Annotated in this window: 25 protein-coding genes; 12 read left to right on the top strand and 13 right to left on the bottom strand. The window is 71.7% G+C overall.

Annotated features, from left to right (window positions below; translation table 11 throughout):
• Positions 1–60 precede the first annotated feature (60 nt).
• The 3 genes from ACQPXG_RS44830 to ACQPXG_RS44820 are packed head-to-tail and all read right to left on the bottom strand — an operon-like array spanning position 61 to position 3,103.
• The gene (locus ACQPXG_RS44830; protein WP_433465231.1) at positions 61–1,083 is read right to left on the bottom strand and encodes an S-adenosylmethionine:tRNA ribosyltransferase-isomerase; all 1,023 of its coding nucleotides are present in this window, start codon (positions 1,081–1,083) and stop codon (positions 61–63) included.
• The gene (locus ACQPXG_RS44825; protein WP_433465230.1) at positions 1,080–2,438 is read right to left on the bottom strand and encodes an MFS transporter; all 1,359 of its coding nucleotides are present in this window, start codon (positions 2,436–2,438) and stop codon (positions 1,080–1,082) included. Before ACQPXG_RS44825 ends, ACQPXG_RS44830 begins: the two co-directional genes overlap by 4 nt.
• Complete coding sequence (locus tag ACQPXG_RS44820; RefSeq protein WP_433465229.1) at positions 2,435–3,103, bottom strand: SDR family NAD(P)-dependent oxidoreductase; 669 nt, start codon at positions 3,101–3,103, stop codon at positions 2,435–2,437. The genes ACQPXG_RS44825 and ACQPXG_RS44820 overlap by 4 nt, the downstream gene beginning before the upstream one ends.
• 170 nt (positions 3,104–3,273) lie before the next feature.
• Between ACQPXG_RS44820 and ACQPXG_RS44815 the strand changes: the two genes are divergently transcribed.
• The 5 genes from ACQPXG_RS44815 to ACQPXG_RS44795 all read left to right on the top strand — a co-directional run bounded on the left by ACQPXG_RS44815 (position 3,274) and on the right by ACQPXG_RS44795 (position 7,545).
• On the top strand, positions 3,274–4,455 hold the full coding sequence (locus ACQPXG_RS44815) for a GAF domain-containing sensor histidine kinase (RefSeq protein ID WP_433465228.1): 1,182 nt from the start codon (positions 3,274–3,276) through the stop codon (positions 4,453–4,455).
• On the top strand, positions 4,452–5,153 hold the full coding sequence (locus ACQPXG_RS44810) for a response regulator (protein ID WP_433465227.1): 702 nt from the start codon (positions 4,452–4,454) through the stop codon (positions 5,151–5,153). Before ACQPXG_RS44815 ends, ACQPXG_RS44810 begins: the two co-directional genes overlap by 4 nt.
• Before the next feature lie 23 nt (positions 5,154–5,176).
• Positions 5,177–5,962 (top strand): PP2C family protein-serine/threonine phosphatase, encoded by a 786-nt coding sequence (locus tag ACQPXG_RS44805; RefSeq protein WP_433465226.1) that lies wholly within the window; start codon positions 5,177–5,179, stop codon positions 5,960–5,962.
• Between the two features lie 322 nt (positions 5,963–6,284).
• Positions 6,285–6,734: a DUF2752 domain-containing protein gene (locus ACQPXG_RS44800; protein ID WP_433465225.1), complete on the top strand. Its 450-nt coding sequence runs from the start codon at positions 6,285–6,287 to the stop codon at positions 6,732–6,734.
• An 88-nt stretch (positions 6,735–6,822) separates the two neighbouring features.
• Complete coding sequence (locus tag ACQPXG_RS44795) at positions 6,823–7,545, top strand: RDD family protein (RefSeq protein WP_433465224.1); 723 nt, start codon at positions 6,823–6,825, stop codon at positions 7,543–7,545.
• Between the two features lie 146 nt (positions 7,546–7,691).
• On the opposite strand, the gene ACQPXG_RS44790 is transcribed toward ACQPXG_RS44795, so the two are convergent.
• Together ACQPXG_RS44790 and ACQPXG_RS44785 are read right to left on the bottom strand one after the other, a co-directional pair.
• Positions 7,692–7,934 carry a hypothetical protein gene (locus ACQPXG_RS44790; RefSeq protein WP_433465223.1) on the bottom strand — a complete coding sequence of 81 codons (243 nt, stop codon included), beginning with the start codon at positions 7,932–7,934 and terminating at the stop codon, positions 7,692–7,694.
• Between the two features lie 112 nt (positions 7,935–8,046).
• Entirely contained in the window at positions 8,047–8,802 is a 756-nt protein-coding gene (locus ACQPXG_RS44785) for a hypothetical protein (RefSeq protein ID WP_433465222.1), read from the bottom strand.
• A 225-nt stretch (positions 8,803–9,027) separates the two neighbouring features.
• Here ACQPXG_RS44785 and ACQPXG_RS44780 point away from each other — a divergent pair, with 225 nt between their 5' ends.
• Positions 9,028–9,816 carry an ABC transporter ATP-binding protein gene (locus ACQPXG_RS44780; protein WP_433470167.1) on the top strand — a complete coding sequence of 263 codons (789 nt, stop codon included), beginning with the start codon at positions 9,028–9,030 and terminating at the stop codon, positions 9,814–9,816.
• 164 nt (positions 9,817–9,980) lie between these two features.
• Positions 9,981–10,751 (top strand): sulfite exporter TauE/SafE family protein, encoded by a 771-nt coding sequence (locus ACQPXG_RS44775; RefSeq protein WP_433465221.1) that lies wholly within the window; start codon positions 9,981–9,983, stop codon positions 10,749–10,751.
• Here ACQPXG_RS44775 and ACQPXG_RS44770 read toward each other — a convergent pair.
• From ACQPXG_RS44770 to ACQPXG_RS44760, 3 genes are all read right to left on the bottom strand, one after another.
• Positions 10,748–10,984: a hypothetical protein gene (locus ACQPXG_RS44770; RefSeq protein ID WP_433465220.1), complete on the bottom strand. Its 237-nt coding sequence runs from the start codon at positions 10,982–10,984 to the stop codon at positions 10,748–10,750. The genes ACQPXG_RS44775 and ACQPXG_RS44770 overlap by 4 nt on opposite strands.
• 98 nt (positions 10,985–11,082) lie before the next feature.
• Positions 11,083–12,000: a Rieske 2Fe-2S domain-containing protein gene (locus tag ACQPXG_RS44765; protein ID WP_433465219.1), complete on the bottom strand. Its 918-nt coding sequence runs from the start codon at positions 11,998–12,000 to the stop codon at positions 11,083–11,085.
• A gap of 108 nt (positions 12,001–12,108) precedes the next feature.
• On the bottom strand, positions 12,109–14,382 hold the full coding sequence (locus ACQPXG_RS44760) for a molybdopterin oxidoreductase family protein (RefSeq protein WP_433465218.1): 2,274 nt from the start codon (positions 14,380–14,382) through the stop codon (positions 12,109–12,111).
• A gap of 136 nt (positions 14,383–14,518) precedes the next feature.
• On the opposite strand from ACQPXG_RS44760, the gene ACQPXG_RS44755 reads away from it, so the two are divergent.
• Together ACQPXG_RS44755 and ACQPXG_RS44750 are read left to right on the top strand one after the other, a co-directional pair.
• Positions 14,519–14,974, top strand: a complete 456-nt coding sequence (locus tag ACQPXG_RS44755; RefSeq protein WP_433465217.1) for an NfeD family protein — start codon at positions 14,519–14,521, stop codon at positions 14,972–14,974.
• Positions 14,971–15,996 (top strand): SPFH domain-containing protein, encoded by a 1,026-nt coding sequence (locus tag ACQPXG_RS44750; RefSeq protein ID WP_433465216.1) that lies wholly within the window; start codon positions 14,971–14,973, stop codon positions 15,994–15,996. The genes ACQPXG_RS44755 and ACQPXG_RS44750 overlap by 4 nt, the downstream gene beginning before the upstream one ends.
• Positions 15,997–16,037: 41 nt before the next feature.
• On the opposite strand, the gene ACQPXG_RS44745 is transcribed toward ACQPXG_RS44750, so the two are convergent.
• The gene (locus tag ACQPXG_RS44745) at positions 16,038–16,658 is read right to left on the bottom strand and encodes a hypothetical protein (RefSeq protein ID WP_433465215.1); all 621 of its coding nucleotides are present in this window, start codon (positions 16,656–16,658) and stop codon (positions 16,038–16,040) included.
• Positions 16,659–16,781: 123 nt separating this feature from the next.
• Here ACQPXG_RS44745 and ACQPXG_RS44740 point away from each other — a divergent pair, with 123 nt between their 5' ends.
• Positions 16,782–17,861: a CapA family protein gene (locus ACQPXG_RS44740; protein ID WP_433465214.1), complete on the top strand. Its 1,080-nt coding sequence runs from the start codon at positions 16,782–16,784 to the stop codon at positions 17,859–17,861.
• Positions 17,862–17,882: 21 nt separating this feature from the next.
• Positions 17,883–18,824 (top strand): alpha/beta fold hydrolase, encoded by a 942-nt coding sequence (locus ACQPXG_RS44735; RefSeq protein ID WP_433465213.1) that lies wholly within the window; start codon positions 17,883–17,885, stop codon positions 18,822–18,824.
• Between the two features lies 1 nt (position 18,825).
• Here the strand turns inward: ACQPXG_RS44735 and ACQPXG_RS44730 are convergent, their stop codons facing one another.
• The 3 genes from ACQPXG_RS44730 to ACQPXG_RS44720 form a co-directional block, all read right to left on the bottom strand.
• On the bottom strand, positions 18,826–19,818 hold the full coding sequence (locus tag ACQPXG_RS44730; protein ID WP_433465212.1) for an AraC family transcriptional regulator: 993 nt from the start codon (positions 19,816–19,818) through the stop codon (positions 18,826–18,828).
• 5 nt (positions 19,819–19,823) lie between these two features.
• Positions 19,824–20,921, bottom strand: coding sequence for an LLM class flavin-dependent oxidoreductase (locus tag ACQPXG_RS44725; RefSeq protein WP_433465211.1), 1,098 nt, complete (start codon positions 20,919–20,921; stop codon positions 19,824–19,826).
• 90 nt (positions 20,922–21,011) lie between these two features.
• Positions 21,012–21,221, bottom strand: a complete 210-nt coding sequence (locus ACQPXG_RS44720) for a hypothetical protein (RefSeq protein WP_433465210.1) — start codon at positions 21,219–21,221, stop codon at positions 21,012–21,014.
• Positions 21,222–21,412: 191 nt separating this feature from the next.
• Here ACQPXG_RS44720 and ACQPXG_RS44715 point away from each other — a divergent pair, with 191 nt between their 5' ends.
• The gene (locus ACQPXG_RS44715; RefSeq protein WP_433465209.1) at positions 21,413–22,165 is read left to right on the top strand and encodes an endonuclease/exonuclease/phosphatase family protein; all 753 of its coding nucleotides are present in this window, start codon (positions 21,413–21,415) and stop codon (positions 22,163–22,165) included.
• A 4-nt stretch (positions 22,166–22,169) separates the two neighbouring features.
• Here ACQPXG_RS44715 and ACQPXG_RS44710 read toward each other — a convergent pair whose 3' ends face one another.
• Positions 22,170–22,967 (bottom strand): SAM-dependent methyltransferase, encoded by a 798-nt coding sequence (locus ACQPXG_RS44710; protein ID WP_433465208.1) that lies wholly within the window; start codon positions 22,965–22,967, stop codon positions 22,170–22,172.
• Positions 22,968–23,052: the final 85 nt, after the last annotated feature.

Genomic DNA, 23,052 nt, shown 5'->3' with positions numbered 1-23,052 from the left:
TGGTCACCACGGTACCGGCCGCGCCATCCGCCCCGTCGGGCAGGTCCAGCATGCAAGACGCTAGCCGCTGACGATCAGGTTCGCGTCGCCGAACTCGTGCCAGAGGTAGCCCTCTGCCAGGGCGGCTTCGTAGGTCGCGACGAGGAGGTCGTGGCCCGCTATCGCGGTGAGCATCATCAGGTGGGACGACTTGGGCTCGTGGAGGCCGGTGAGGAGGCCGTCCACGGCCCGGACGCCGCTCTCGTGGGTCACGATGTGCTCGGTCCAGCCGGAGGACGCCCGGACGTGTCCCGAGGCGTCCACGGACGTCTCCAGGGCGCGGACGGCGGTGGTGCCGACGGCGATCACCCGCCGCCCCCGCGACCGGACGTGCTCGACCAGCGCCGCCGTCGCCTCGGGGACCTCGTAACGCTCGGCGTACGGGGGCTCGTGGGCCTCGGGGGACGCGACGCCCGTGTGCAAGGTGATCGGGGTGATCAGGACGCCCCGCGCCACCAGCCGGGTCACGAGCTCGGGCGTGAAGGGGCGGGCTGCGCTCGGCATCTCCGCGCTGCCGGTCGAGCGGTCGTGGGCGAAGGCGGTCTGGTAGGCGGAGGCGGGCCAGTCGCGGCGGACGTACCCGTACCGGATCGGCACCCCGTGGCGCCGCAGATAGGGGACGACGTCGGTGCTCAGCCTGGCCTGCCACAACCTGCCGGAGTGGCGTCCCACGAGCGTGAGGGTGGCGCCGCCGGGCATCGGGATCCACTCGCCGGGACAGCCGCCGGCGTAGGGCCGGCTGGCCTTGCCGGCGAGGCGGCGCAACTCGACGAGCCACAGCCGGTCGTCCGCGCCGGGTACGGGGGTGGAGAAGTGCACGCTGATCCGGTCGAGCCGGACGGCGGCGGGCAGCGTGGCCGAGGTGTTGACGACCAGCAGGTCCCCCGGGTCGAGCAGGGCGGGCAGGTCGCGGAACCCGTGGTGGGCGATCTCGCCGGTGGCGCGCCGTCCGACGAGGAGCCGGACTCCGTCGCGGGTCCGGCCGCGCGCTTCGGGCGGCTCGTGGGCCTCCAGGGCGGGAGGGAGGGTGAAGTCGACGGTCATGTCCGGACCTCCAGCCGGAGCGCGGCGATCACACCGAACGCGGCGATGGCGGCGAACAGCGCCCCGGCGACGGCGAGCCCGGCGTCCAGCCGGGCGGTGCCGAAGCCGGTGACCAGCGCGCCCGCGACCCCCACCACGAGGGAGGAGCCGAGCGTGTCGGAGATCTGCAGCGCGGACGAGTTGACGCCCTGCTCGTCCTCGGCCGACAGGTCGAGGAGCAGGACGGAGAGGCTGCCGATGGAGAAGCCCATCCCGGCGCCGCCGATGATCCATGCGGGGGCGGCGAGCCATCCGGAGAACTGCAGGGCGATGGTGGCGAGGACGATCCCGGCGGTGACGAGCACGGCGCCGAGGAGCGCGTAGAACTCGCGGGGCCGTTCGGACCGGCCCTGGATCTGGGACGCCGCCGACCAGCCGAGGCCGCCCACCGTGAGGACGATCCCCGCCTGCGCGGCGCTGAAGTGGTGGAGCCGGGTCAGTGCCAGCGGGATGAACACGTCGGCGCCGAAGAACGCGCCCGACAGCAGGCCCCGGACGAGGATGACGCTCGGCAGCCCGCGGCGGAGCCGGAGCGTCCCGGCGGGCACGAGCCGGGGCAGCCCGAACGCGAGCCCGGCGAGGCCCGCGAGAGCCGCCGGGACGATCGTCCAGCCCGTCCCGTCGAGGCCGTAGAGGAGGATCGCGGCGCCGGCGGCCACGGCGACGGCGGCCAGGTGGCGCGATCCGGGCGTCGCCGGCGCCGGCTCCGCCGGCTTGATGCCGCGCAGTGCGGGCACCAGCAGCAGCGTCGGCGGGACCACCAGCGGGACGAGCCCGAGGAACACCCACCGCCACCCGATGTGCTCGGCCACGACGCCGCCGACCGCGGGGCCGATCAGCGACGGCAGCACCCACGCCGCGGACAGCGCCGCGAACACCCGCGACCGGAGCTCCTCGGGGTAGACGCGGGCGATCACCACGTACATCGCGACCATCGCGACGCCCGTACCGAGTCCCTGCACGGCGCGCCCCGCGACGAACAGCCACATGGACGGCGCCGCGCCCGCGACCACCAGCCCGGCGACGAACGTGCCCAGGCCGATCGCGAACGGCCGGGACGGCCCGGACCGGTCGACCCAGCCGCCCGCCAGCACCGTGGACAGCAGGCTCGTGATCAGGGTGGCGCTGAATCCCCACGCGTACAGCGACAGGCCGTCGAGGTCGTCCGCCACCGCCGGCATCACGGTGCCCACGGACATGCTCTCGAACGCCAGCAGCGTGACGACGAGGACGATCCCGAGCGTCGCGCCCCGGAGTCCGGCGCCCAGCACGCCCCGCGCGGGCACGACCTGATCGGGCTCCAGGACGGTCGTCATCGCGCGCCCGCCAAATGGGACGCCTGGTACCGCCCGCTCGGCAGGCGGCCGGCGATGAGGCGGCGGAACGCGGCGGCGGCCTCCTCCGGCGGCGGCGCGGCGTCGGCGTCCTCACCTGCGGCGCGCAGCATCGCGGTGTTCATCTCGCCCGGATCCGCCCACCACACCGCCACGTCCGGCTCCTCCGCGGCGAGGACGTTCGACAGCTGCTCCAGCGCCGCCTTGGACGTCCCGTAACCGCCCCACGTCTCGTAGTTCTCCACGGCCGCGTCCGACGTGATGTTGAGGATCGCGCCCCGCCGCTCCCGCAGACCCGGCAGGACCGCCTGGATCAGCGCGAGCGGCGCCAGGACGTTGGTCGCGAACGTGGCCGCGAGGGCGTCCACCGGAAGCGCGGCGAGCCTGGGCATCGGCGTCGGGCCGAGCGTGCTCGCGTTGTTGACGAGCAGGTCGAGCCCGCCGGGGACAGCGCGGGCGAGATCGGCCCGGTGCGCGGGATCGGCGACGTCCCCGGCGATCGCCGTCGCGCCGGTCTCTGCGGCGACCGCCGACAGCGCGGCCTGCTCCCGGGCGTCGATGACGAGGTTCCAGCCGTCCTGCGCGAGGCCGCGGGCCAGCGCCCGTCCGAGCCCCCGGGAGGCCCCTGTGATCAGTGCCGTCTTCATGCTCACGACGCTAGGAATCGGCGCGTCCCGCGGCATCGGCCGACGGGTCCTCTGCCCGGTCGTCAGATGGTCCTAGGACCTGTGTCCCCCCACGGGGGAGCGGACACCGCGGGCGTGTACTCCCGGCGGCTGATTCGAGAAGACGCGCCCAGAGAGTACGGTCTTCACATGTGAGCACCGGAGGGCGCTCGCAGGGGCGACGAAAGGCCGGGATGGACACGGGCGACGGCTGCCGAGGCGACCAGGGCGCGACCCTGCACGCCGTCAGCTCCGCCGTGCTCGCGGTGACCCGGCACCTGTCCGTGCACGAGGTGCTCCAGGTGATCGTCCGGGCGGCCGCGCAGCTGCTGGACGCCCGGTACGCGGCGCTCGGCGTGCCCGACGACGAGGGCTCCTTCGCGGAGTTCGTCGTCGAGGGCGTCTCGGACGAGGAGTGGGAGCGGATCGGCCCGCTGCCCCGCCAGCACGGCATGCTCGCCGCGATGCTGCACGGCGCCACGGCCAAGCGCCTCGGCGACATCCGCAAGGAGCCGGAGTTCGAGGGCTGGCCGGTCGCGCATCCCGTCCTGAAGGACTTCCTCGGCGTGCCGATCCGCGACGGCGAGGACGTCCTCGGCATCATCTTCCTGGCCAACAAGCGGCGTCCCGGCGGCTTCACCCAGGACGACGAGGACCTGCTCTCCCTGTTCGCCGCGCACGCCGCGATCGCCATCACGAACGCCCGCCTGTACGAGCACAACCGCGAGCTGACGGTCGTCGCCGAACGCAACCGGCTGGCCCGCGAACTGCACGACGCCGTCGCGCAGAAGCTGTTCTCGCTGCGGCTGACGGCGCGCACCGCGTCCGCGCTGGCCGAGCGCGACCCGGTCCGGACCGTCCGGGAGCTGGAGCAGGTGGAGCGGCTGGCCGCCGAGGCGCTCGCCGAGCTGCGCGCCGTGATCTTCGAGCTGCGTCCGGCGGACCTCGCGGACGGCCTGGTCGCGTCGCTGCGCAAGCACGTCGAGGTCCTCGACCGGGCGCACGAGACCAGCGTGCGCATCTCCGCCGACGAGGCGGTCGTCCTGCCGGAGGAACACGAGACCGTCGCGTTCCGCATCACGCAGGAGGCGCTCTACAACGCGCTGCGACACGCCGGTGCGCGGTCCGTGGAGGTGCGCCTCGGCACCGAGGACGCCCGGGCCGTGCTGGAGGTCGCCGACGACGGCGCGGGCTTCGACGCGTCCGACACCGAGCCGCAGGGCGGGCTCGGTCTCGCCTCCATGCGCGACCGGGCGTACTCGATCGGCGGCGAACTCACGATCGACGCCGCGCCTGGGAAGGGCACGACCGTCCGGCTGGAGGTGCCGCTGTGAGCCCGCGGCCGGTGCCGATCAAGGTGCTGATCGCCGACGACCACCCGGTCGTCCGGCAGGGGCTGCGCACGTTCCTCGGCATCCAGGACGACATCGAGGTCGTCGGCGAGGCCGAGGACGGCACGTCGGCCGTGACACTGGCCGAATCCCTGGAGCCCGATATCGTGCTCATGGACCTCAAGATGCCGGGCGCCGACGGCCTGACCGCGCTGACGGAGCTGCGGGCTCGTGGGGTGCGGGCACGGGTTCTCGTCCTGACCAGTGTGACGGAACGCGGGCACGTGCTGCCGGCCGTCCAGGCGGGGGCGGCCGGGTACCTCTACAAGGACGTCGACCCGGCGGCGCTCGTGCAGGCGATCCGGGCGGTCCACGACGGGCACGTGCTGTTCGCGCCCGACGCGGCCGAGGCGATGCTGCGCGACGGGACGGCGGGCGGCGCCGGAGGCGAAGACCGCGGCCTCGCCGCGCTGACCGAACGGGAACGGGAGGTGCTCGTGCACATCGCGCGGGGAAGGTCCAACCGGGAGATCGCCCGCGCCCTCGTGGTGTCCGAGAAGACGGTCAAGACGCACGTCAGTAATCTGCTCATGAAACTGGGAGTCCAGGATCGGACGCAGGCGGCGCTGTACGCGGTCCGGCATGGTGTGGGAACGTCCGGCGCGTCCGGGGAAACCGGGGGGACCACCGCCCGCGGCTGATATACCTCCTCAGAGAAATTGGTATGAACGTAGCAATCAGGTACGCAGCAGGCAGCGACATCGGGTGCAACCGGGAGAACAACGAGGACTCCGGGTACGCCGGTGCACGGTTGATCGCGGTCGCGGACGGCATGGGCGGCTATGCGGGCGGCGAGGTCGCGAGCTCGACCGTCATCGGCTCCATGCGCTCGCTGGACGCCGACGCCCCTCAGGACGATCTCGTCGACATCCTGGGCCGTGCGGTGGCCGAGGCCAACGAGAAGCTCCGCATCGTCCGGGAGGAACGTCCCGACCTGAGCCGGATGGGCACCACGCTCACCGCCATGCTCTGGTCCGGCGAGTCCGTCGCGCTGGCGCACGTCGGCGACTCGCGCGGCTACCTGCTGCGCGACGGCGAGCTGTTCCAGATGACCCAGGACCACACGATGGACGAGCTGCTCAAGGCCGAGGCAGAGCAGGCCGGCCAGCAGGCCGATCCCGCCGAGACGTCCCGGCTTTCGCACGTCCTCTACCGGGTCCTGGACGGGCGTGAGGACCGCGAGCCCGACCTCCGCCTGCGCGAGGCCCGCCTCGGCGACCGCTACCTGCTGTGCTCCGACGGGCTGAGCGGCCCGGTCGACGCGCAGAAGATCTACGAGGTGCTGTCCGCGGAGGCCGACCCGCAGCGGGCCGTCGACCGGCTGATCGAGCTGGCCAGGGAGAACGGCGGCCCGGACAACATCACCGCGGTCGTCGCCGACGTCGTCGAGTCCGAGCACATCACCGGCGACGAGGGGCCCCTCGTCGTGGGCGCCGCCGCGCAGAGCTGACGCTCCCCCTTACCCGGCGCGGCCTTCCGCCCGCGCCGGCGTCCCGGCGCCGAGCCCGGTGCCGTCCTGCCGGTGCCGCCTGCCGACGGGTCCCGCAAGGTCGCCAGGCCCCGCCACAGCGGCGATCCGGCCGATTCATTCATGCCGGTAACGCTAAAGAGTGCTCATGTAGCTGGCGATTTGTCCTACTCTTGCCCCTGAGGTGGTGTCACCGAGCGCAGAGTAACGGTCCCATAGCGTATTGTTGCCTGCACTTGACCCACTTCAGGGTGCACCCGGTATACGGGTCACTCAGCTGTTTGTCATCGAGGCGGAGGATTCGTTGGGGGGAGCGCCCGGGGCGGCGGCCGCCGGCGCACCGGAAGGTGTGCTCGGCGGAATCGTCAGCCGGACCCTCACCGCAGCGCGGCACGGCCCCCTGGGCGCGGTGCTGCGTGTCGCGGCGATGGCCGTCGCGGCCATCGGCGTGTCATGGATCCATCGCGTGAACGACCCCGGCGTGCTCTGTCCCATGCGGGCGCTCACCGGAATCCCGTGCCCGCTGTGCGGGGGCACGACCGTGTTCATCGAGCTCGGCTCGGGCCGTCCAGGCCCCGCCGTCCTCGCGAACCCGGTCGCGCTCACCGGCGCCGTCGCCGTCGCCGCCGCACCGCTGGGCCTGGGTGGACGGTGGTGGGCACTCCAGCCGAAGACCCGTGCCTGGATGCTCGGCACCGCCCTCGTCGGGTCGGAGCTGTGGCAGCTCGTCCGGTTCGGTGTTCTGCGGGTTTGAGCCGCGGTCGATCCTCGGTCAGACTTGCGGAGCCCACCGGGTCCGGCGGGCGTCACATAACCACAGGGTCAATCAATAAGGAGCAAGTGTGGGTAACCCCTACGACCCGTACGGTCAGCAGCCGGGCTACGGGCAGCAACAGCCCGGGTACGGCCAGCAGCCCCCTGCCCAGCCCGGCTACGGCCAGCCTCCCGCGCAGCCCGGCTACGGCCAGCAGCCCCCTGCCCAGCCGGGCTACGGCCAGCCTCCGGCGCAGCCGGGCTATGGCCAGCCTCCGGCGCAGCCGGGCTACGGTCAGCAGCCTCCCGCGCAGCCGGGCTACGGCCAGCAGCCTCCCGCCCAGCCGGGCTACGGCCAGGAGGTCCACCACCACCACTACGGCTCGACCGGCCAGCTGGCCGAGTGGGGCTCGCGTGCCGGTGGCACCATCATCGACGGACTCATCATCGGCGCCCCGGTGACCGTCCTCTACATCCTGATGATCATCCTGTCCAGCTCGGGCAGCAGCGGCGCGGCGCTGTTCGGCCTCCTGCTGATGCTGATCGGCGCGATCATCTCCTTCGCGGGCAGCCTGTGGGTCTGCTACCAGGAGGGCACGACCGGCCAGTCCATCGGCAAGCGGCAGATGGGCATCCGCCTCGTCAGCGCGCAGACCGGCCAGCCGATCGGCTTCGGCATGGCGTTCGTCCGCCGGATCGCGCACGCCGCGGACAACTTCGCGTGCTACATCGGCTGGCTCTGGCCGCTGTGGGACGAGCGCAAGCAGACGTTCGCCGACAAGATCTGCAACACCATCGTGGTCCGCGCCTGATCACCGGTCCACGAGAGCGGGGCGTCCCTTCCGGGGGGCGCCCCGCTTCGTCATGGGACGGACCTTCCCGGTCGCGGAACGAGGTGTGGCCCTCCCGACGTGCGGAAGGGCCACAGATGAGAAGACCGCCGCGAGGCGGCCTCCGCTCACTTGCGCGTGATCTTCACCGCCGGGAAGGTGAGGGGTTCGTCACCTTCGCCCGTCGCGAGGAACTCCTCGCGAGTTTCGTAGGTCCGGACCGTCGCGCCGGGGGACGAGGCAGCGGCCCGTGCCTCGACCTCTTCACGATTGCCGCCGTGAATGTAGCGGGTTCCATCCTGTAGGAGGGGCACCTGCGAGGTCTGGAGCACACGGGCACGCGGCTCGGGGTCGCCCTGGTTGCTGGCCATCGGCTCTCTCTTTCTGGACGACTACGTCGTCCGGCTCGGTTTGTGACTGCCCTACGGGCTGGACAGTCCGGAGAGCACCGAGCCATGCACGAGCGCCAGGTCGCGGCTCCGCTCAGGGGACCGGGTCGAACGCGCTGTTGCACGCGGCGACCAGGGCGCGGCGGACGGCGGCGTCCAGCAGCCGCAGGGCCTCACCTCGGCGCCTCATCTGGTCGGCGCTGAGGCCACGGTCGTCCATCTGCCGGGCAAGGTCCACGACGAGGGACAGCCGCCCGGCGAGCGCGGCGACGCGGTGCGCGCGGGGCGGGTATCCGGGGGCGAGCGGGTGGTCGCCGCGGTCCGGGTCGCGCAGGTCGACGAGCGCGTCCGCGATCTCGGGCGGGGCGCCGGCGAAGTCGTCCACGGTCAGCAGGGCCTCCGTGGCGTCCCGCATCGCGAGCGTGAGCCGCCGGTCCGCCTCGGCGAGGGACGGGACGTCCGGGGGAGCCGGCGACGCCTCGTGCGTCGTCCAGCGGACGCCGACATAGGACGAGCCGCGCCGGTCCACGGAGGGGACGAGCCCCATCGCCCGGCCGTCGAGCACGGCGACCACGGCCGCGCCCGCCTCGATCGCCGCGCCGTTGAAGCCCGGCGGCCCGGTCAGCCCGAGCGGGTCGCCGGGCTCGGGCAGGGCCGGTCGCAGCGCCGCCATTCCCCCGACGCGCAGGTCGCCGAGGCCGCGGCGCAGCGTCACCTCCGCGGGCTCGCCGCCGATGATCTGCGGGCCCGCGCTCTTCTCGATCTCGTCGACCGCCTCGTCCAGGCCGACGTGGCCCGTCAGCCAGGCATTGCCCCAGGCGGCCAGAGCGATCGCGACGGCCCTGCTCATTCGTTCGTGCTCATTCCCGGTCTCGGACAGTGCGCATTGGGCATGCGATCCACGATAAGCGCTCGGATCGCGTGCGCCATCGGACGTAAGGGACCTCTCGCGTCCCCGAGGTGTCCCGGGGCCGCCGTTCCGGTGGGGAGCCGGGGGCCCACGTCCGCACTGGATCGCATAGGTTCTTTCCTGATGGCGGCGGCACGGGCCACCGGATGGGAGACGAAGGCGCGCATGGCAGGCGAGGTGCTTCAGCTCCGCGGAGTCGGGGTCAGGCGCAGCGGGGCGGACCTGCTGCGCGACGTCACATGGACGGTGAACGAAGGCGACCGGTGGGTCATCGTCGGCCCGAACGGTGCCGGCAAGACCACGTTGCTGCAGGTCGCCGCCGCCATGCTGCATCCCACCGAGGGCGGCGTCGAGATCCTGGAGGAGGAGATCGGCCGCACCGACGTGTTCGAGCTGCGTCCCCGCATCGGCCTCGCCAGCTCGTCCGTCGCGGAGAAGGTCCCGTCCGGCGAGACGGTCATCGACCTGGTGCTGACGGCCTCCTACGCGATCCTCGGACGCTGGCAGGAGGAGTACGACTCGACCGACGTGGGCCGCGCCGTCGCGCTGCTGGAGGCCCTCGGCTGCGCCGACCTGATCCGGCGCACGTTCAGCACGCTGTCGGAGGGCGAGCGCAAGCGCGTCCAGATCGCCCGCGCCCTCATGCCGGACCCGGAACTCCTGCTGCTGGACGAGCCCGCCGCCGGCCTCGACCTCGGCGGCCGCGAGGACCTCGTCGCCCGCCTCGCGGCCCTCGCCGACGACCCGACCGCTCCCACCATGGCGATGGTCACGCACCATGTGGAGGAGGTCCCCGAGGGCTTCACCCACGCGCTGCTCCTCCGCGGCGGCCAGATCGTCGCGCAGGGCAAGGTGGACGAGGTCTTCACGCAGGAGCACCTGTCCGCCACCTTCGGCATCCCCCTCACCGTCGACCGCCAGAACGGCCGCTGGTACGCCCGCTCCACCCGCTGACCCGTCGACTGAGCGCTAGCGAAGGAGCGGGTCAGCTGCTCTTGCCGGGAGGTCTGGGGGGTCGTCCCCAGAATGGCGCTGACCGGACCCCCATGCGCGGCGTGAGCTGCGGTCTCCCTACGATGTGCGCCGTTGGGAACTCGTAGCGCTGGGATGGGACGCATTTGAATCTGCTGGACGCGGCCGCCGTCTTCGCGGCCGGAGTGGCCGCCGGAGGCATCAACACGGTCGTCGGGTCCGGCTCCCTGATCACCTTCCCGACCCTGGTCGCGCTCGGCTACCCGCCCGTGGTGGCGAACGTGTCGAACAACATCGGGCTCGTCCCGGGCGGCGCGACGGGCGCGTACGGCTACCGCAAGGAACTGGAGGGGCAGCGCGGGCGGCTTGCGCGGCTCGCCACCGCCTCCTGCCTCGGCTCGGTGATCGGCGCCCTCCTCCTGCTCGGCCTCCCCGCCAAGGCGTTCAACGTCATCGTGGTCGCGCTGATCGCCATCGCGCTGGTCCTGGTGGTCGTGCAGCCGCGCCTGCAGAAGTGGATGGTGCGCCGCCGGGAGGGCGAGCACCGGCCGCACGGCGGACCGCTGCTGTGGACGGGGGTCCTGTTCACCGGCATGTACGGCGGCTACTTCGGCGCCGCGCAGGGCATCATCCTCATCGCGCTGCTCGGCATCATGCTGGACGACGACCTGCAGCGCCTCAACGCCGGCAAGAACGTCCTGTCGGCCGTCGTGAACGGCACCGCGGCGATCCTGTTCACCCTCACGTGGCTGTTCGGCGGCACCGGGATCGACTGGTGGGTCGTCCTGCTCATCGCCGCCGGGTCCACCTGCGGCGGCATGATCGGCGCCTCCGTCGGCCGCCGCATCCCGCCCATGGTCCTGCGCGGCGTCATCGTCGTCGTCGGCCTCGTCGCGATCGTGAACCTGGTGTTCTAAGCGTCGTCCCCGTGGCCCGGCTCCGTGGGGTGCTCCACCAGGGCCAGGACGCGGCTGGCCATGAAGCGGGCCGTGCGGACCGCGGTGCCCGTGCGGGTGACCTCGCTGACCTCCACGACGCCGCGCCGGGACGCGATCTCCACCCGGCGTCCCGCGCGGCTCGCCGCGACCTCGTACGTCCGTGTCCCGTCGCCGCCGGCGTCCACCACGATCTCGACCCAGTCGCCCTTCATCCCCGCAACCCCTCAGTCGATCGAACGTATATTCGAATTGTACCCCGAACGACCGATTTTGAATCACGGCACAGCGCACGAATCCCCTGGTCCTGGGGCTAGACGGGCCGGACCTGGAGGATGCCCTCTTCGGTGACGCGGGCTTCGAAGGACGGCTGGCGGGCGGTGGCGGGGCCGTGGACGACGGCGCCGTCGGCGACGCGGAAGGTGCTGCCGTGCCAGGGGCAGACGACGCAGGTGTCCGCGTTGTCGTCGGTGATGACGCGGCCCTGGTGGAGCGGCCCGGCGAGGTGGCTGCAGCGGTCGGCGAGCACGTGCACCTCGTCGCCGTTGCGCAGGACGAACAGGCTGATGTAGCCGAGCCGCCGGGTGACGGGCCAGCCGTCGGGCAGCTCCTCGGCGGCGCACAGGTCGTGCCAGCCGAGCGGGACGAGGTGGGCGAGCTGGTCGGCGTGGCTGGCCCCCGCGGCCTGCCGGAAGGCGAGATGCCCGCCGAGGTAGGCGCCGGCGACGAGCGCGCTGAGGCCGGCGAAGCCGAGGGCGCGTCCCGCGGCGTCCCGTCCCTGGTAGCGGGCCACGAGGGACGCCGAGTACAGCATGCTCGCGGTGGCCGTCCCGGCCGCGTGGACGAGGCCGACGCGCTGCTGCTCGCGGTGCAGGGACGACCAGTCGGCGATGCCGGTGAGGACGGTCGGCACGGCCCCGGCGAGCCCGGCGGCGACGAGGGCCTGCGAGGCGCGGCGCGTGCCGGGCATGAGGTCCAGCAGGGCGGCGGAGACCCACATGCCGATGGGCAGGTCGGTGAGGGGCGCGTGGGCCGGGTGGCCGATCGGGACGCCGTGGAGGGTGTCCTTGACGGGGCCGGGCCGCAGCGTGCGCTGCACGGCGGTGGAGAGCACGCGGATGGTGCGGTCGAGGCCGCTGGCGTGCTCCAGCCCCTCGGTGGCGTCGGCCAGCCGCGCGGTGGCCTGGGATTGGGAACCGCGCCGGAATATGTTGTTCACCCGTCGGTTCATGTCCCTCCTCCGCGTATGTACTGGGACGCCTGTTGAGACACTAGTCTTCCGCGTTCACCTGCGGCCAGTCATACGTACCTGATGCCGGGAGGGGCTAAACAACGGCGGTCAGCGGGCGGCCTCCAGGGTGACGGGGACCCCGTTGAACACCGCGTTGCCGGACAGGGGGTCGATGTCCTGCTCGTCGGTGACGGCGTTGACGTTCACTCCGGCGTGCCGGCTCGCGACCTCGGTACGGGTTCCGGGACGGTCGTGGCCCCACCCGTGCGGCAGGCTGACCACTCCCGTCATGATCGTGTCGGTGGGTTCGGCGACGGCCTCGACGGTGCCCGTCCGGGAGGTGACGCGGACGGTGTCGCCGGCGGCGATGCCGAGACGCCCGGCGTCGGCCGGGTTGAGCTGCAGGGTGCAGGTGTTCGAGCCGCGCACCAGTTCGGGGACGTTGTGCAGCCAGCTGTTGTTGGAGCGCAGGTGGCGGCGTCCGATCAGCACCATTCCGCCCGGGTCGCCGGCGTTCAGCGCGGAGTGCAGGCGGTCGACGTCGGCGGCGAACGTGGACGGGCACAGCTCCACGCGGCCGGAGGTGGTGCAGAGGACCTCGTCCAGGCGCGGCTTGAGGGCGCCGAGGTCGAGGCCGTGCGGGTGCTCGGTGCGCAGGCGTGGGAGGGAGAGCCCGACATAATCGGCACCGGAGGTGCCGCGGGGGGCGTGGGGGGTCGTCCCCCCTCGAACGGCAGGGTCGGCGCCGAAGCCGTCGCCGTAGGGGCCGAGGCGCAGCATCATGTCGAGCCGCTGCTCGGTGAGCGTGCCGGCGTCGAGCATCTTGCGCAGTTCGTCCGGCTCGCGGCCGTGCACCGGGGAGCCCGGGAGCGCGACGGCCTTCTCCAGCGTCGACCTGATGATCATCTCGTCCAGCGCGGCCGGGTCGCCGTCCGCGCCGGAGGCGATCATGGCGAGCCGGCCGAGGACGACGGCCTCGCTCGGGCGGCCGTCCGGCAGCGGGACGACCGGCGGCGAGTAGCGCGCGTAGTCGCGGACGGCGAGGCCGGTCAGCGCGATGTCGTAGTGCGGCGTCTGCGCGGGGCGCGGCGGCGGCAGGATCACGCTCGCGTGCCGGGTCGTCTCGTTCAGGTAGGGGTCGACGCTCACCATGAACTCCAGGCCGGCGAGCGCGCGGTCGAGCCGGGTGGCGTTCGGGGCGGACAGCGCCGGGTTCCCGCCGATCGTGATCAGCGCTCTGACCTGGCCCTCGCCGGGCGTCTCGATCTCGTCCGCCAGCGTCGCGACGGGCAGCTCCCCGTTGACCTCGGGCAGGCCGCGGGCGCGGCTGCGCCACCGTCCGGTCGTGAACGGCTTCTTGCGGCGGTACACGGGCGCGTGCGCGGGACGCGGGAACATCGCCCCGCCGGGACGGTCGAGGTTCCCCGTGAGGACGTTCAGGACGTCCACGAGCCAGCTGTTCAGCGTCCCGTACGCCTGCGTGCACGTCCCGATCCGGCCGTAGACGGCGGCGCGCTCGGCGGCGGCGAGCTCACGGGCCGTCCGCCGGGTCGTCTCGGCCGGGATGCCCGTGACCGCGGCCACACGCTCCGGAGGGAAGTCGACGGCGAGGGCCCGCAGGTCGTCCAGGCCGTTGACGCGCCCGGCCAGGTGCTCGGCGGAGGCGACCAGGTCCTCGGCGAACAGGGTGTGCACGAGCGCCATGAGGAGGAACGCGTCCGCCCCGGGGCGGATGAACAGGTGCTCGTCGGCGAGGGCGGCCGTCCGCGTCCGGCGCGGGTCGACGACCGTGACCTTCCCGCCGCGCGCCCGGATCGCCTTGAGCCGTCCGGGGAAGTCGGGCGCGGACGCCAGGCTGCCGTTCGACTCCAGCGGGTTCGCGCCCAGCATGAGCAGATGCCCGGTCCGGTCGAGGTCGGGCACGGGGATCGCGAGGGGATCGCCGAACATGTGCCCGCACGCGACGTGCTTCGGCATCTGGTCGGCGGTGCTCGCCGTGAACAGGTTGCGGGTGCCGAGCGCCTTCACGATCGCGGCGGCGTACAGCGGCCCGGCGATCGAGTGGGCGGTCGGGTTGCCGATGTAGACGGCGACGGAGTCGCGTCCGTGCCGCGCGATGACGTCGGCCAGCCCCTGGCCGACCACCGCGAACGCCTCGTCCCACCCGGCCTTCTCGCCCCTGACGAGCGGCTCCGCCAGCCGGTCGGGATCGCCGTCGAGGCTCCCGAGCGTCGCGCCCTTGGGGCAGATGAAGCCCTTGCTGAACGGGTCCTTCGCGTCGCCGCGGACACGCGTCACGGCGCCCGCCTCGTCCAGGGTCAGTTCGAGCCCGCACAGGGCCTCGCAGAGCGGACAGGTGCGGAAGGCCGTGCGGTCGCCCATCGAGACACTCCTTGTGAACGGGACCGTTTCCATCATGGCCCGTCCGCGCAGGCGACGCCATCGGGCATGGCCGTCCCGGCGATTTCGGAGTTACTTTGGGAGATAGAGGACTTTCGGCAGCCGCTAGGGAGCTGCTATGGAGCCGTGGGTCGCCTGGTTGCTGGTCGCCGCGCTGCTCGGGATCGCCGAGCTGCTCACGGTGACGTTCGCGCTCGGCCTGCTGGCCGTCGCCGCGCTCGCCGCCGGCCTGGTCGGGGCTCTCGGCCTGCCGCTCGCCGTCCAGGCGGCCGTGTTCGCGGTCGGCTCGATCGCGGGCCTCGCCATCGTGCGCCCCATCGCGACCCGGCACATCCGGCAGCCGCCGGCGCTGCGCTCCGGCACGGCCGCCCTGGTCGGACGGGAGGCGTTCACCCTCACCGAGGTGACCCGGCGCGGCGGGCGCGCCCGCATCGGCGGCGAGGAGTGGACGGCCCGCCCCTACGACCCGGACCTCGTCATCCCGGCCGGCGCGACCGCCGACGTCCTCGCCATCGAAGGGGCCACCGCCCTGCTCTATCCGGTCTCGTCCGGAACGGATGAGGAGCCACCATGACCGACATTGCCATTGCCCTGCTCGTCATCGTGGTCGCGGGGGTGATCGTCCTGGCCACCGGGGTGATGCGGACCGTGTGGATCATTCCGCAGGCGCGGGCCCGCAACGTCGAGCGCCTCGGCCGCTACCACCGCACCCTCGAACCCGGCATCAGCTTCGTCGTCCCGTTCGTCGACCGCGTGAAGGCGCTCATCGACCTGCGCGAGCAGGTGGTGTCGTTCAAGAAGCAGCCGGTCATCACCGAGGACAACGTCGTCGTCCACATCGACACGGTGCTGTTCTTCCAGGTCACCGACCCGCGCGCCGCCGACTACGAGATCGTCAACTACATCAAGGCGATCGAGCAGCTCACCGCGACCACCCTGCGCAACGTCATCGGCACCCTCGACCTGGAGGCCACCCTGACGTCCCGCGACCGGATCAACACGGCGCTGCGCGGCGTGCTGGACGACGCGTCCGGCAAATGGGGCATCCGCGTCACCCGGGTGGAGATCAAGGCGATCGAGCCGCCGCCGTCCATCAAGGACGCGATGGAGAAGCAGATGCGCGCCGAGCGGGAGAAGCGCGCCGCGATCCTGACCGCCGAGGGCGCCCGCGCCTCCAAGATCCTCACCGCCGAGGGCGAGAAGCAGTCGGCGATCCTCAAGGCGGAGGGCGGCAGGCGCGCCGCGATCCTGGAGGCCGAGGGCCAGTCCAAGGCGATCGAGACGGTCTTCGGCGCGATCCACGCCGCCGACCCGGACCCGAAGCTCCTCGCCTACCAGTACCTCCAGACCCTCCCGAAACTCGCCGAGGGCCAGGGCAGCACCTTCTGGGTCATCCCAAGCGAGGTGACGACCGCCCTACAGGCCGTCTCCCAAGCGTTCGGCGGCTCCTTGGACGAGGCCAAGTCCGCCCTCGAAAAGGCCGCCCGCAAACCCGAGTCCACCGATCCGCAGCAACTGTCCCAGCCGGACGGCCCTTTCGAACTGACCCCCGGCGTCAAGCACAACGGCCAGGAGGACCCCGTCGACCGCGCCTGATCTCAGCCCACTCCCGTTCTGCGGTGCCGCCCGGCCCAGGATCAGCCGGTGAACGGGGGTGCGGCCTTGAAGGCGGGGTGGAGTTCGATGGTGGGCGCCACCGCGGTCATGAGGCGGCGGGCACGGGACAGGGGATGCTGCGGGAAGTGGGCGTCCCAGCCAGGGTCTTCGGAGTGGTTGCGTGGTAGACCGCCCTGCACCTCCGGGGCGTAGGGGTGCTGCGCCCACCAGCGCATCATCTCCTGCATGTCCCGGCCCTGCCCGTACTGGGACATGAAGTGGTTGAGAGCCGTGCTGTCGCGCATGCCGGTGACACCCTGCTCCAGGCACTGGGCCTTGAGGACCAGGCTCCGGTCGGCCCGCGGGACGGTGAAGCTCCCGATGTAGGCCACACCGCTCGGACGGTCGGGCAGCGGCAACTTGATGATCTGCCGGATGGCCGGCAGCCCGTCCAGCGTGATCACGTCCAGCTCGATCAGCCCGCCGCCGCCCTCGGCCGTCTTCGCGACGGTGCGGCCGCGGAGCAGGTCGAGCTGCTCCAGCGGCGCCGGCAGGTCCGGCGGGAGGTCGAACCCGTAGAGGCCGAGGGTGTCGCCGTCCGCGTTGCGGAAGGCGCCGGGCTGGATCTGCTCCCAGCCGGTCTGATCGAAGCGAAGCGACATAACGGTGCACATTACCGGCCCTGCGGTGCCCCTCGGCGGGACGGTGGGAGCGGCACGTGGCATGCTTGGCCGATCCGAACCCAGAAGGTCCACGGGGGGCCGGACGGAGGCTAGGCGATGGGCATGCGGGGGAAGACGGCCGTGGTCATGGCCGGGGTGGCGCTGGCCGCCGCGGCGTGCGGCTCCGGTGACTCCGGTGCGAAGGGGGCGACACCACCGCCCTCCGCGAAGCCGGGAGGCGCCGGTGGGAAGCAGCCGACGAAGGCCGCCAAGGAGCCGATCCTGATCGCGTTCGGCGGCGACACGCACTTCGAGGGCCAGCTGCGGGGTCGGCTGGCGCAGCCTTCCACCGCGCTCGGGCCGGTCGCGAAGCAGTTGCGCGCGGCGGACCTCGCCATGGTCAACCTGGAGACGGCCATCACCACCGGCGGGACGCCCGCGCCCGGCAAGGAGTTCGCCTTCCGTGCGCCGCCGTCGGCCTTCAAGGCGCTGAAGGCGGCCGGTGTGGACGTCGCCTCCATGGCCAACAACCACGGCATGGACTACATGGAGGGCGGCCTACGTGACTCCTTGGCCGCCATCAAGCGCAGCGGGTTCCCGGTTGTCGGGATCGGGAAGAACGCCGACGCCGCGTACCGGCCGTACCGCGTCACCGTAAAGGGCAACAAGGTCGCCATCGTCGGCGCCACCCAGGTACTGGACGACAACCTGATCCAGGCGTGGACGGCCACCGATACCAAGGGCGGCCTGGCGTCTGCCAAGAACATCCCGCGGATGGTGCAGGCGGTGAAGGAGGCGCGCCAGGGCTCGGACGTCGTCATCGTCCACCTGCACTGGGGCGAGGAGCTGAAGTCGTGCCCGCTCTCCCGTCAGCAGGAACTCGCCAAGGCGCTCGTCGCGGCGGGCGCTGACATCGTCGTCGGGGGTCATGCGCATATTCCCCTGGGCGGCGGATACATGAACGGCTCGTACGTCCACTACGGCATGGGCAACTTCGTCTTCTACTCCGCCAGCGGCCCGACGGCGAAGTCCGGGGTCCTGTACCTGAAGGTGGAGAACGGCAAGGTCACCAAGGACAAGTGGAACCCGGCCCTGATCTCCGGCGGTCTTCCCGTCCCGATGAAGGGGGCCGCGGCCAAGACCGAGGTCAAGCGGTGGAACGGCCTGCGTTCCTGCACGGGTCTGAGCGCGCGACCGTCCTGAGCTGGAAGATCTGGTGGGCTGATGCGAGACCGGCGGGTGAGGTCGGGCGAGATCGGGTTGGCCGTGCGGGTGCGCGGCGAGGAGAACCGGCCGACGGTCGTCCTCGTCCACGGCTACCCCGACACGAGCGCCATGTGGGACGAGGTCGCCGGGCGGCTCGCCGGGCGGTTCCGCGTCGTCGTCTACGACGTGCGCGGCGCCGGCGCGTCCAGCAGCCCGTCCGACCCGCTGGACTACCGGCTGGACGCGCTCATGGGCGATCTGGAGGCCGTCCTGGACGGTGTGGGCGCCGATGAGCCCGTCCATCTGGTGGGCCACGACTGGGGCTCGGTGCAGGGCTGGGAGGCCGTCATCGGCGACCGGCTGCGCGGCCGCATCGCCTCGTTCACCTCGATCTCCGGACCGGACCGGCGGCACATGGCCCGCTGGGCCCGGGCCGCCGTCCGGTCCGGCCCGCGCGGCGTCGCCGAGGTGCTCGGGCAGGCGCGGCGCAGCTTCTACATGCCGGTCCTGATGACGCCCCGGGTCGGTGAGGTCGCCGCCCGCGTGCTCGCCGCGGGCTTCGGACGGGTGATGCGGCTGCGCGAGGGCGCCGAGCCGCGCTCAGGCCACCCGGCGGACACGCTCGCCGCAGACGCCCGCAATGGGCTCGGCCTGTACCGCGCCAACATGCGGCGTCGTTCGGGCACCGCAGGGGATGGGCGGACGGACATACCTGTCCAGCTCATCGTTCCCGTGAAGGACCGCTACGGCTCGCAGTCACTGCTGTTGTCCGCGCGTGGACCGGTCCCGCGTCTGTACGTGCGGCGCGCCCCAGCCGGGCATTGGGTGGCGCGTAGCCACCCGGAACTCATAGCCCGCTGGATCAGCGAGTTCGCAGAGCACATCGATGGCGGACCGGAAACACCTGGCCTGGCCCACGCGCGCGCGGCGGGAGCGCCCGTGGAACGGCTCCATCGCTGACTCAGGTTCGCTTCAGCGTCTGTGTGGGTGTCTCACCGAATCGCTGCCGGTAGTGGGCGGCGAAACGGCTCATGTGGAGGTATCCGGCGGCCTCGGCGACATCCGTGATCGTGCGGGGCCCTGGCCGGGCCACGGAGAGTGCGGCACGGGCGTGGTCGAGCCGTATGCCGCGCAAGAGCTGGGTGGGTGTCAGGCCCCATTCGTCCTGGCAGATGGCCTGTAGTTGCCGTACCCCGACGCCCACTGCCACCGCGATGTCGGTGACGCCGATCGGACGGTGGTGGTGTGCCTGGACCCACTCCCGGATGATCCCGGCCAGATGATGCGGGATTTTGCGGTGGGGCTCGGCGAGGGTCTCCACACCGGTGTGCGGCAGGCCAAGGAGGATGGACGTGAGCAACGCCTCCTCCAGGGTGCGCTCTGCGAGCGGGTGAAGCCCGCCGTGCTCGGTCGCGTGGTCGAGGACGTCGCACACGTAGCGCCACGTCCGTTCGACGATCGACGGCGAAGTGATGGCCGGCTTGTCGACGTTGTGGAAGCGCAAGGGCGCGGTGTAGTCGCGGCCGAGGTGATCGGCGAGATGGTCGGCGAGACGGCCCGTGCTCGTGGCGATGACCAGGCAGCCCAGCGTCGGATGCGGCCTCATCCGCATCGCCTCGTCATGGGACAGGACGAGGCTTCCTCCGGCGGTCTCCCGGTTCTTCGTGGCCCGGTACTCGACGCCCATGGGCGCGATCGGGGCGCACATGGCGAAGTGCCCTTCCGTCGGCGGCGTGTCCACGATGACCCCGCCGCCCCCGTACCGCACCCACACCAGGTTGACCGCGCCCACATTGAGGGCGTTGACGAGACCGTCCAGCGGGATGTCCGGCTTACACGCCTGGAGGTCGTGACCGACGGCGAAGGGTTCGACCGTGTCGTGCAGGACATCGATGTCGGTGCTGGCGACCCGCTGGTGGGCGGACAGGGGCGGTGCGATCTCGAGAGAAGTCATGGTCCTTATGGCGAAGCCGGTTCCTGACGGTCGATGGACAGAACGCCCCGGGCGCGCAGCCGCGGCATGACCTCGGCGGCGAAGTAGCCCAGTTCATCAGCGTAATTGAGGAATGACAGAGCGATACCGTCGAATCCGGCACGGGCGAACTCCGCGATGCCGTCGGCCACGTCGTCGGGGTCGCCGACCAGCGGGCAGCTGCCGTGCCCGGCCGCGAACCTGTCCCGGAACACCTGCAGCATCTCCGGCGTGAACGACTGCGCGTGCAGCCCCTGCAGCCGCATCACCTCGTCGACGGCGGGCCAGTCGGCGTGCTCGTCGGCGTAGTAGCGCAGGAAGTCCTCGGCCTCGGTCCTCGTCGGGCGGCACACCACGTGGCCGAGCGTGAAGACACCGACCGTCCGGCCGTGGGACTCGGCCTCGGCGCGGATGGCCTTCACGATCTCCGCCCCGTCCTCGGGCCCGGCGGCGACGGTGAACGCCCGGTCGGCGTTGCGCGCGGCGAACGAGCGTCCCTGGGTGGAGGACCCGGCGTTGATGACGGGGAGGCTGTGCCCGTTGTACGGCTTGGGCCTGCCCACCACGTGCTTGAGCTGGAAGAACCGACCGTCATGGTCGAACGGCTCGTCGGTCGACCAGATGCGCTTGACGACGTCCCACCATTCCTGCGCGAGCCCGTAACGCGTGTCGTGGTCGTTGGGCAGGGTGAGGCCGAACATCTCGTACTCGGGAGCGTGCCAACCCGCGACGATGTTCAGCCCGATCCGCCCCTTGCTGAGATGGTCGGCGGTCGCGAGCTGCTTGGCCGCGACGACGGGGTGGTGGAACGCGGTGTGGACGGTGCTGAACACGCGGATGCGGCTGGTGGCCGCCAGAAGCCCGGACGCCCACACGAGCGGGTCGAGGGCGCTTCTGTGGAAGTCGGTGTCGGGGCCCCAGTCCGTCCAGCGCGCGACCGGGAGAAGGAAGTCGATGCCCGCCTCGTCCGCGAGCCGGGCGAGCCGCAGGTTGTTGTCCCAGGTGGCGTGCCATCTCTCCGGAGCGGTCGTGATCGCGAGCCCCGATTCGGTGTTCGGGGAGAACAAGCCAAGCTGGAATCCCATGCCGACCCCTTTTCGTTACGGCCGTGTCCGGCATTGCCCGCCCAGTATCGGAAGCCGCAGGACGGCGGGCAATGGCCGAAAATAGCCATGTCAGACCGGGATGGCGCCGAGCGCGAGCCGGTCGAAAGGCCCCGGCCCATTAGGGCGGTGGTCGTCGGTCGTCGCGTACACGACGACCTGCGCCGGATGTCGGCGCTGCTCACGGGCATGCAGCGCCAATTCCTGGACGACTTCGGCGAGATGGGCCCCGCAGGAATCGAGCCCCCCGTCCCGCGGGCCGTTCGCCGCTTCGAGCCGCACATGGAAGCACGACGACCGACCGCAGCGCGGTATCGAACAGGCTCGCAAGGATATGCCTCCGTGGCGGGGGGGACGAAGCTCCAATGATGACCCATTCGGCGCCGCTCTTCAACGCGGACGAGATAGTCCATCGCGCACACCGGCTAGTGTCGCGACCATCCGGGCGGCGACGGCGACGTAGGGTGGCGGGCATGCAGGCCCGCGTCCTCACCTTCAACACGCTGTTCAAGGGCGAAACCCGGGCGCGCATGGGCGTCCTGGCCGAACTCATCGAGAAGGCGGACTATGACGTCGTCTGCCTCCAGGAGGTCATTTCGCCGCGCGTCCTGGCCCTGCTGCGCCGGACGGCGGCGTCGTATCCGCACATCGCCCATGTTCCGAGGTTCCCGCTCGTCCGCGGCGGCCTGGTGACCCTCTCCCGCCATCCGGTGACCCGGCGCCACTTCGAGCCGTTCGCGCTTGTCCGCCCGGCCCGTCCCGAATGGCTGCTGAGCAAGGGCGCCCTGTTCACCCGGATCCGTCTGCCCGGCGGGTTCCTCACGGTGGTGAACACGCATCTTTCGGCGAACATGGACATGGACTGGTCCCCGTCCAACGCTTATACGAAGGTGGAGGAATCCGAGCTCCGCGGGCTGGCGAACGCCGTCAACAGAATCGATCGGGCGGAACCGCTGGTGGCCATGGGCGACTTCAATGTCCCGCGCGACTCGGACTACTTTCAGAGGTTCGTGTCCGCCACGGGCCTGCGGGACGCGTTGGCGGGCGACAACGAACCGACCTATCGGCCCGAGTACGCGGACATCGGCGCCATTGACCAGCTCGTCGTCAGGCCGGGCCTTGAGGCGACGACACGCCTGGTCTTCAAAGAGGAGGTCCGCCTCCCCACCGGCCGCTCGGCCGTCCTGTCCGACCACTACGGCATAGAGGCGACCCTCACCGCCTGAGGTTTCACGCTTTGCGGGCCACCGCCGTCCAGCCGGCGTTGGTGATGTATTCGCCGCCGTACGGACGCCATTTGTGCAGGGGGACGACGCCCGGCTCGACAATGGTCAGGCCGTCCAAGAGGGCGGTCACCTGGTCGCGGGTCCGGGCGACCAGGGGCGCGCTCGCCGACTGGGACCGGTAGGTCTCGCCGACCTGCTCGTTGCGCAGCTCCTCCGCCGCCGCGTGCGACAGGATGACGAAGCTGCCGTCCGGCAGCGCGTCGGTGAAACGCCGGACGAGCGACGCCGGGTCCTCCGCGTCCGAGAGGAAGTGCAGGACGGCGACGAACAGCACGCACACCGGGCGCCGGAGGTCGATCAGCCGGTGCACCTGCGGGTCGTCCAGCACCTTGTCCGGGTCGCGCACGTCGGCGTGGACGATGCCGGTCCGCTGGTCTGTGGCGACCAGTGCCCGCGCATGGACGACCACCATCGGATCGTTGTCCACGTACACGACACGGGCTTCCGGATGCTCCTCGCGGGCGATCTGGTGGACGTTTCCCTGCGTGGGCAGCCCGGTGCCGATGTCGAGGTACTGGTCGATTCCGCATCCGGCGACGTAGCGGACGGCACGCTGGAGGAACGCGCGGTTGGCGCGGGCGACGCCCTCCACCGTGGGCAGCGCCTTCACCACTTCCTCGGCCGCGACACGGTCGCTCGCGTAGTTGTCCTTGCCGCCCAGGAAGTAGTCGTACATCCGGGCCACACTCGGCGTGGTCGTGTCCACGCCGGGCATGGACGAGGCCTCTCCGGAATCCGTCATCCCGTCCGCCACGCCTTCCGTAACCGGTTCAAACCATGATCATTCAGTCTACGACGGGGCCTGGGAGCGCAGAACTCGATGGCCG

The sequence above is a fragment of the Spirillospora sp. CA-128828 genome (assembly GCF_050945415.1).
Taxonomy (GTDB): domain Bacteria; phylum Actinomycetota; class Actinomycetes; order Streptosporangiales; family Streptosporangiaceae; genus Spirillospora.
This window is presented reverse-complemented; position numbering and strand designations above follow the sequence as displayed.

Coding starts and splice junctions, on each gene's coding strand:
- ACQPXG_RS44760 (WP_433465218.1), bottom strand. CDS start 14,382: ATGGGCGACCGCACGGCCTTCCGCACCTGTCCGCTCTGCGAGGCCCTG.
- ACQPXG_RS44715 (WP_433465209.1), top strand. CDS start 21,413: ATGCAGGCCCGCGTCCTCACCTTCAACACGCTGTTCAAGGGCGAAACC.
- ACQPXG_RS44740 (WP_433465214.1), top strand. CDS start 16,782: ATGCGGGGGAAGACGGCCGTGGTCATGGCCGGGGTGGCGCTGGCCGCC.
- ACQPXG_RS44820 (WP_433465229.1), bottom strand. CDS start 3,103: ATGAAGACGGCACTGATCACAGGGGCCTCCCGGGGGCTCGGACGGGCG.
- ACQPXG_RS44725 (WP_433465211.1), bottom strand. CDS start 20,921: ATGGGATTCCAGCTTGGCTTGTTCTCCCCGAACACCGAATCGGGGCTC.
- ACQPXG_RS44830 (WP_433465231.1), bottom strand. CDS start 1,083: ATGACCGTCGACTTCACCCTCCCTCCCGCCCTGGAGGCCCACGAGCCG.
- ACQPXG_RS44785 (WP_433465222.1), bottom strand. CDS start 8,802: ATGAGCAGGGCCGTCGCGATCGCTCTGGCCGCCTGGGGCAATGCCTGG.
- ACQPXG_RS44770 (WP_433465220.1), bottom strand. CDS start 10,984: ATGAAGGGCGACTGGGTCGAGATCGTGGTGGACGCCGGCGGCGACGGG.
- ACQPXG_RS44790 (WP_433465223.1), bottom strand. CDS start 7,934: ATGGCCAGCAACCAGGGCGACCCCGAGCCGCGTGCCCGTGTGCTCCAG.
- ACQPXG_RS44825 (WP_433465230.1), bottom strand. CDS start 2,438: ATGACGACCGTCCTGGAGCCCGATCAGGTCGTGCCCGCGCGGGGCGTG.
- ACQPXG_RS44805 (WP_433465226.1), top strand. CDS start 5,177: ATGAACGTAGCAATCAGGTACGCAGCAGGCAGCGACATCGGGTGCAAC.
- ACQPXG_RS44730 (WP_433465212.1), bottom strand. CDS start 19,818: ATGACTTCTCTCGAGATCGCACCGCCCCTGTCCGCCCACCAGCGGGTC.
- ACQPXG_RS44755 (WP_433465217.1), top strand. CDS start 14,519: ATGGAGCCGTGGGTCGCCTGGTTGCTGGTCGCCGCGCTGCTCGGGATC.
- ACQPXG_RS44765 (WP_433465219.1), bottom strand. CDS start 12,000: ATGAACCGACGGGTGAACAACATATTCCGGCGCGGTTCCCAATCCCAG.
- ACQPXG_RS44750 (WP_433465216.1), top strand. CDS start 14,971: ATGACCGACATTGCCATTGCCCTGCTCGTCATCGTGGTCGCGGGGGTG.
- ACQPXG_RS44735 (WP_433465213.1), top strand. CDS start 17,883: ATGCGAGACCGGCGGGTGAGGTCGGGCGAGATCGGGTTGGCCGTGCGG.
- ACQPXG_RS44710 (WP_433465208.1), bottom strand. CDS start 22,967: ATGACGGATTCCGGAGAGGCCTCGTCCATGCCCGGCGTGGACACGACC.
- ACQPXG_RS44780 (WP_433470167.1), top strand. CDS start 9,028: ATGGCAGGCGAGGTGCTTCAGCTCCGCGGAGTCGGGGTCAGGCGCAGC.
- ACQPXG_RS44745 (WP_433465215.1), bottom strand. CDS start 16,658: ATGTCGCTTCGCTTCGATCAGACCGGCTGGGAGCAGATCCAGCCCGGC.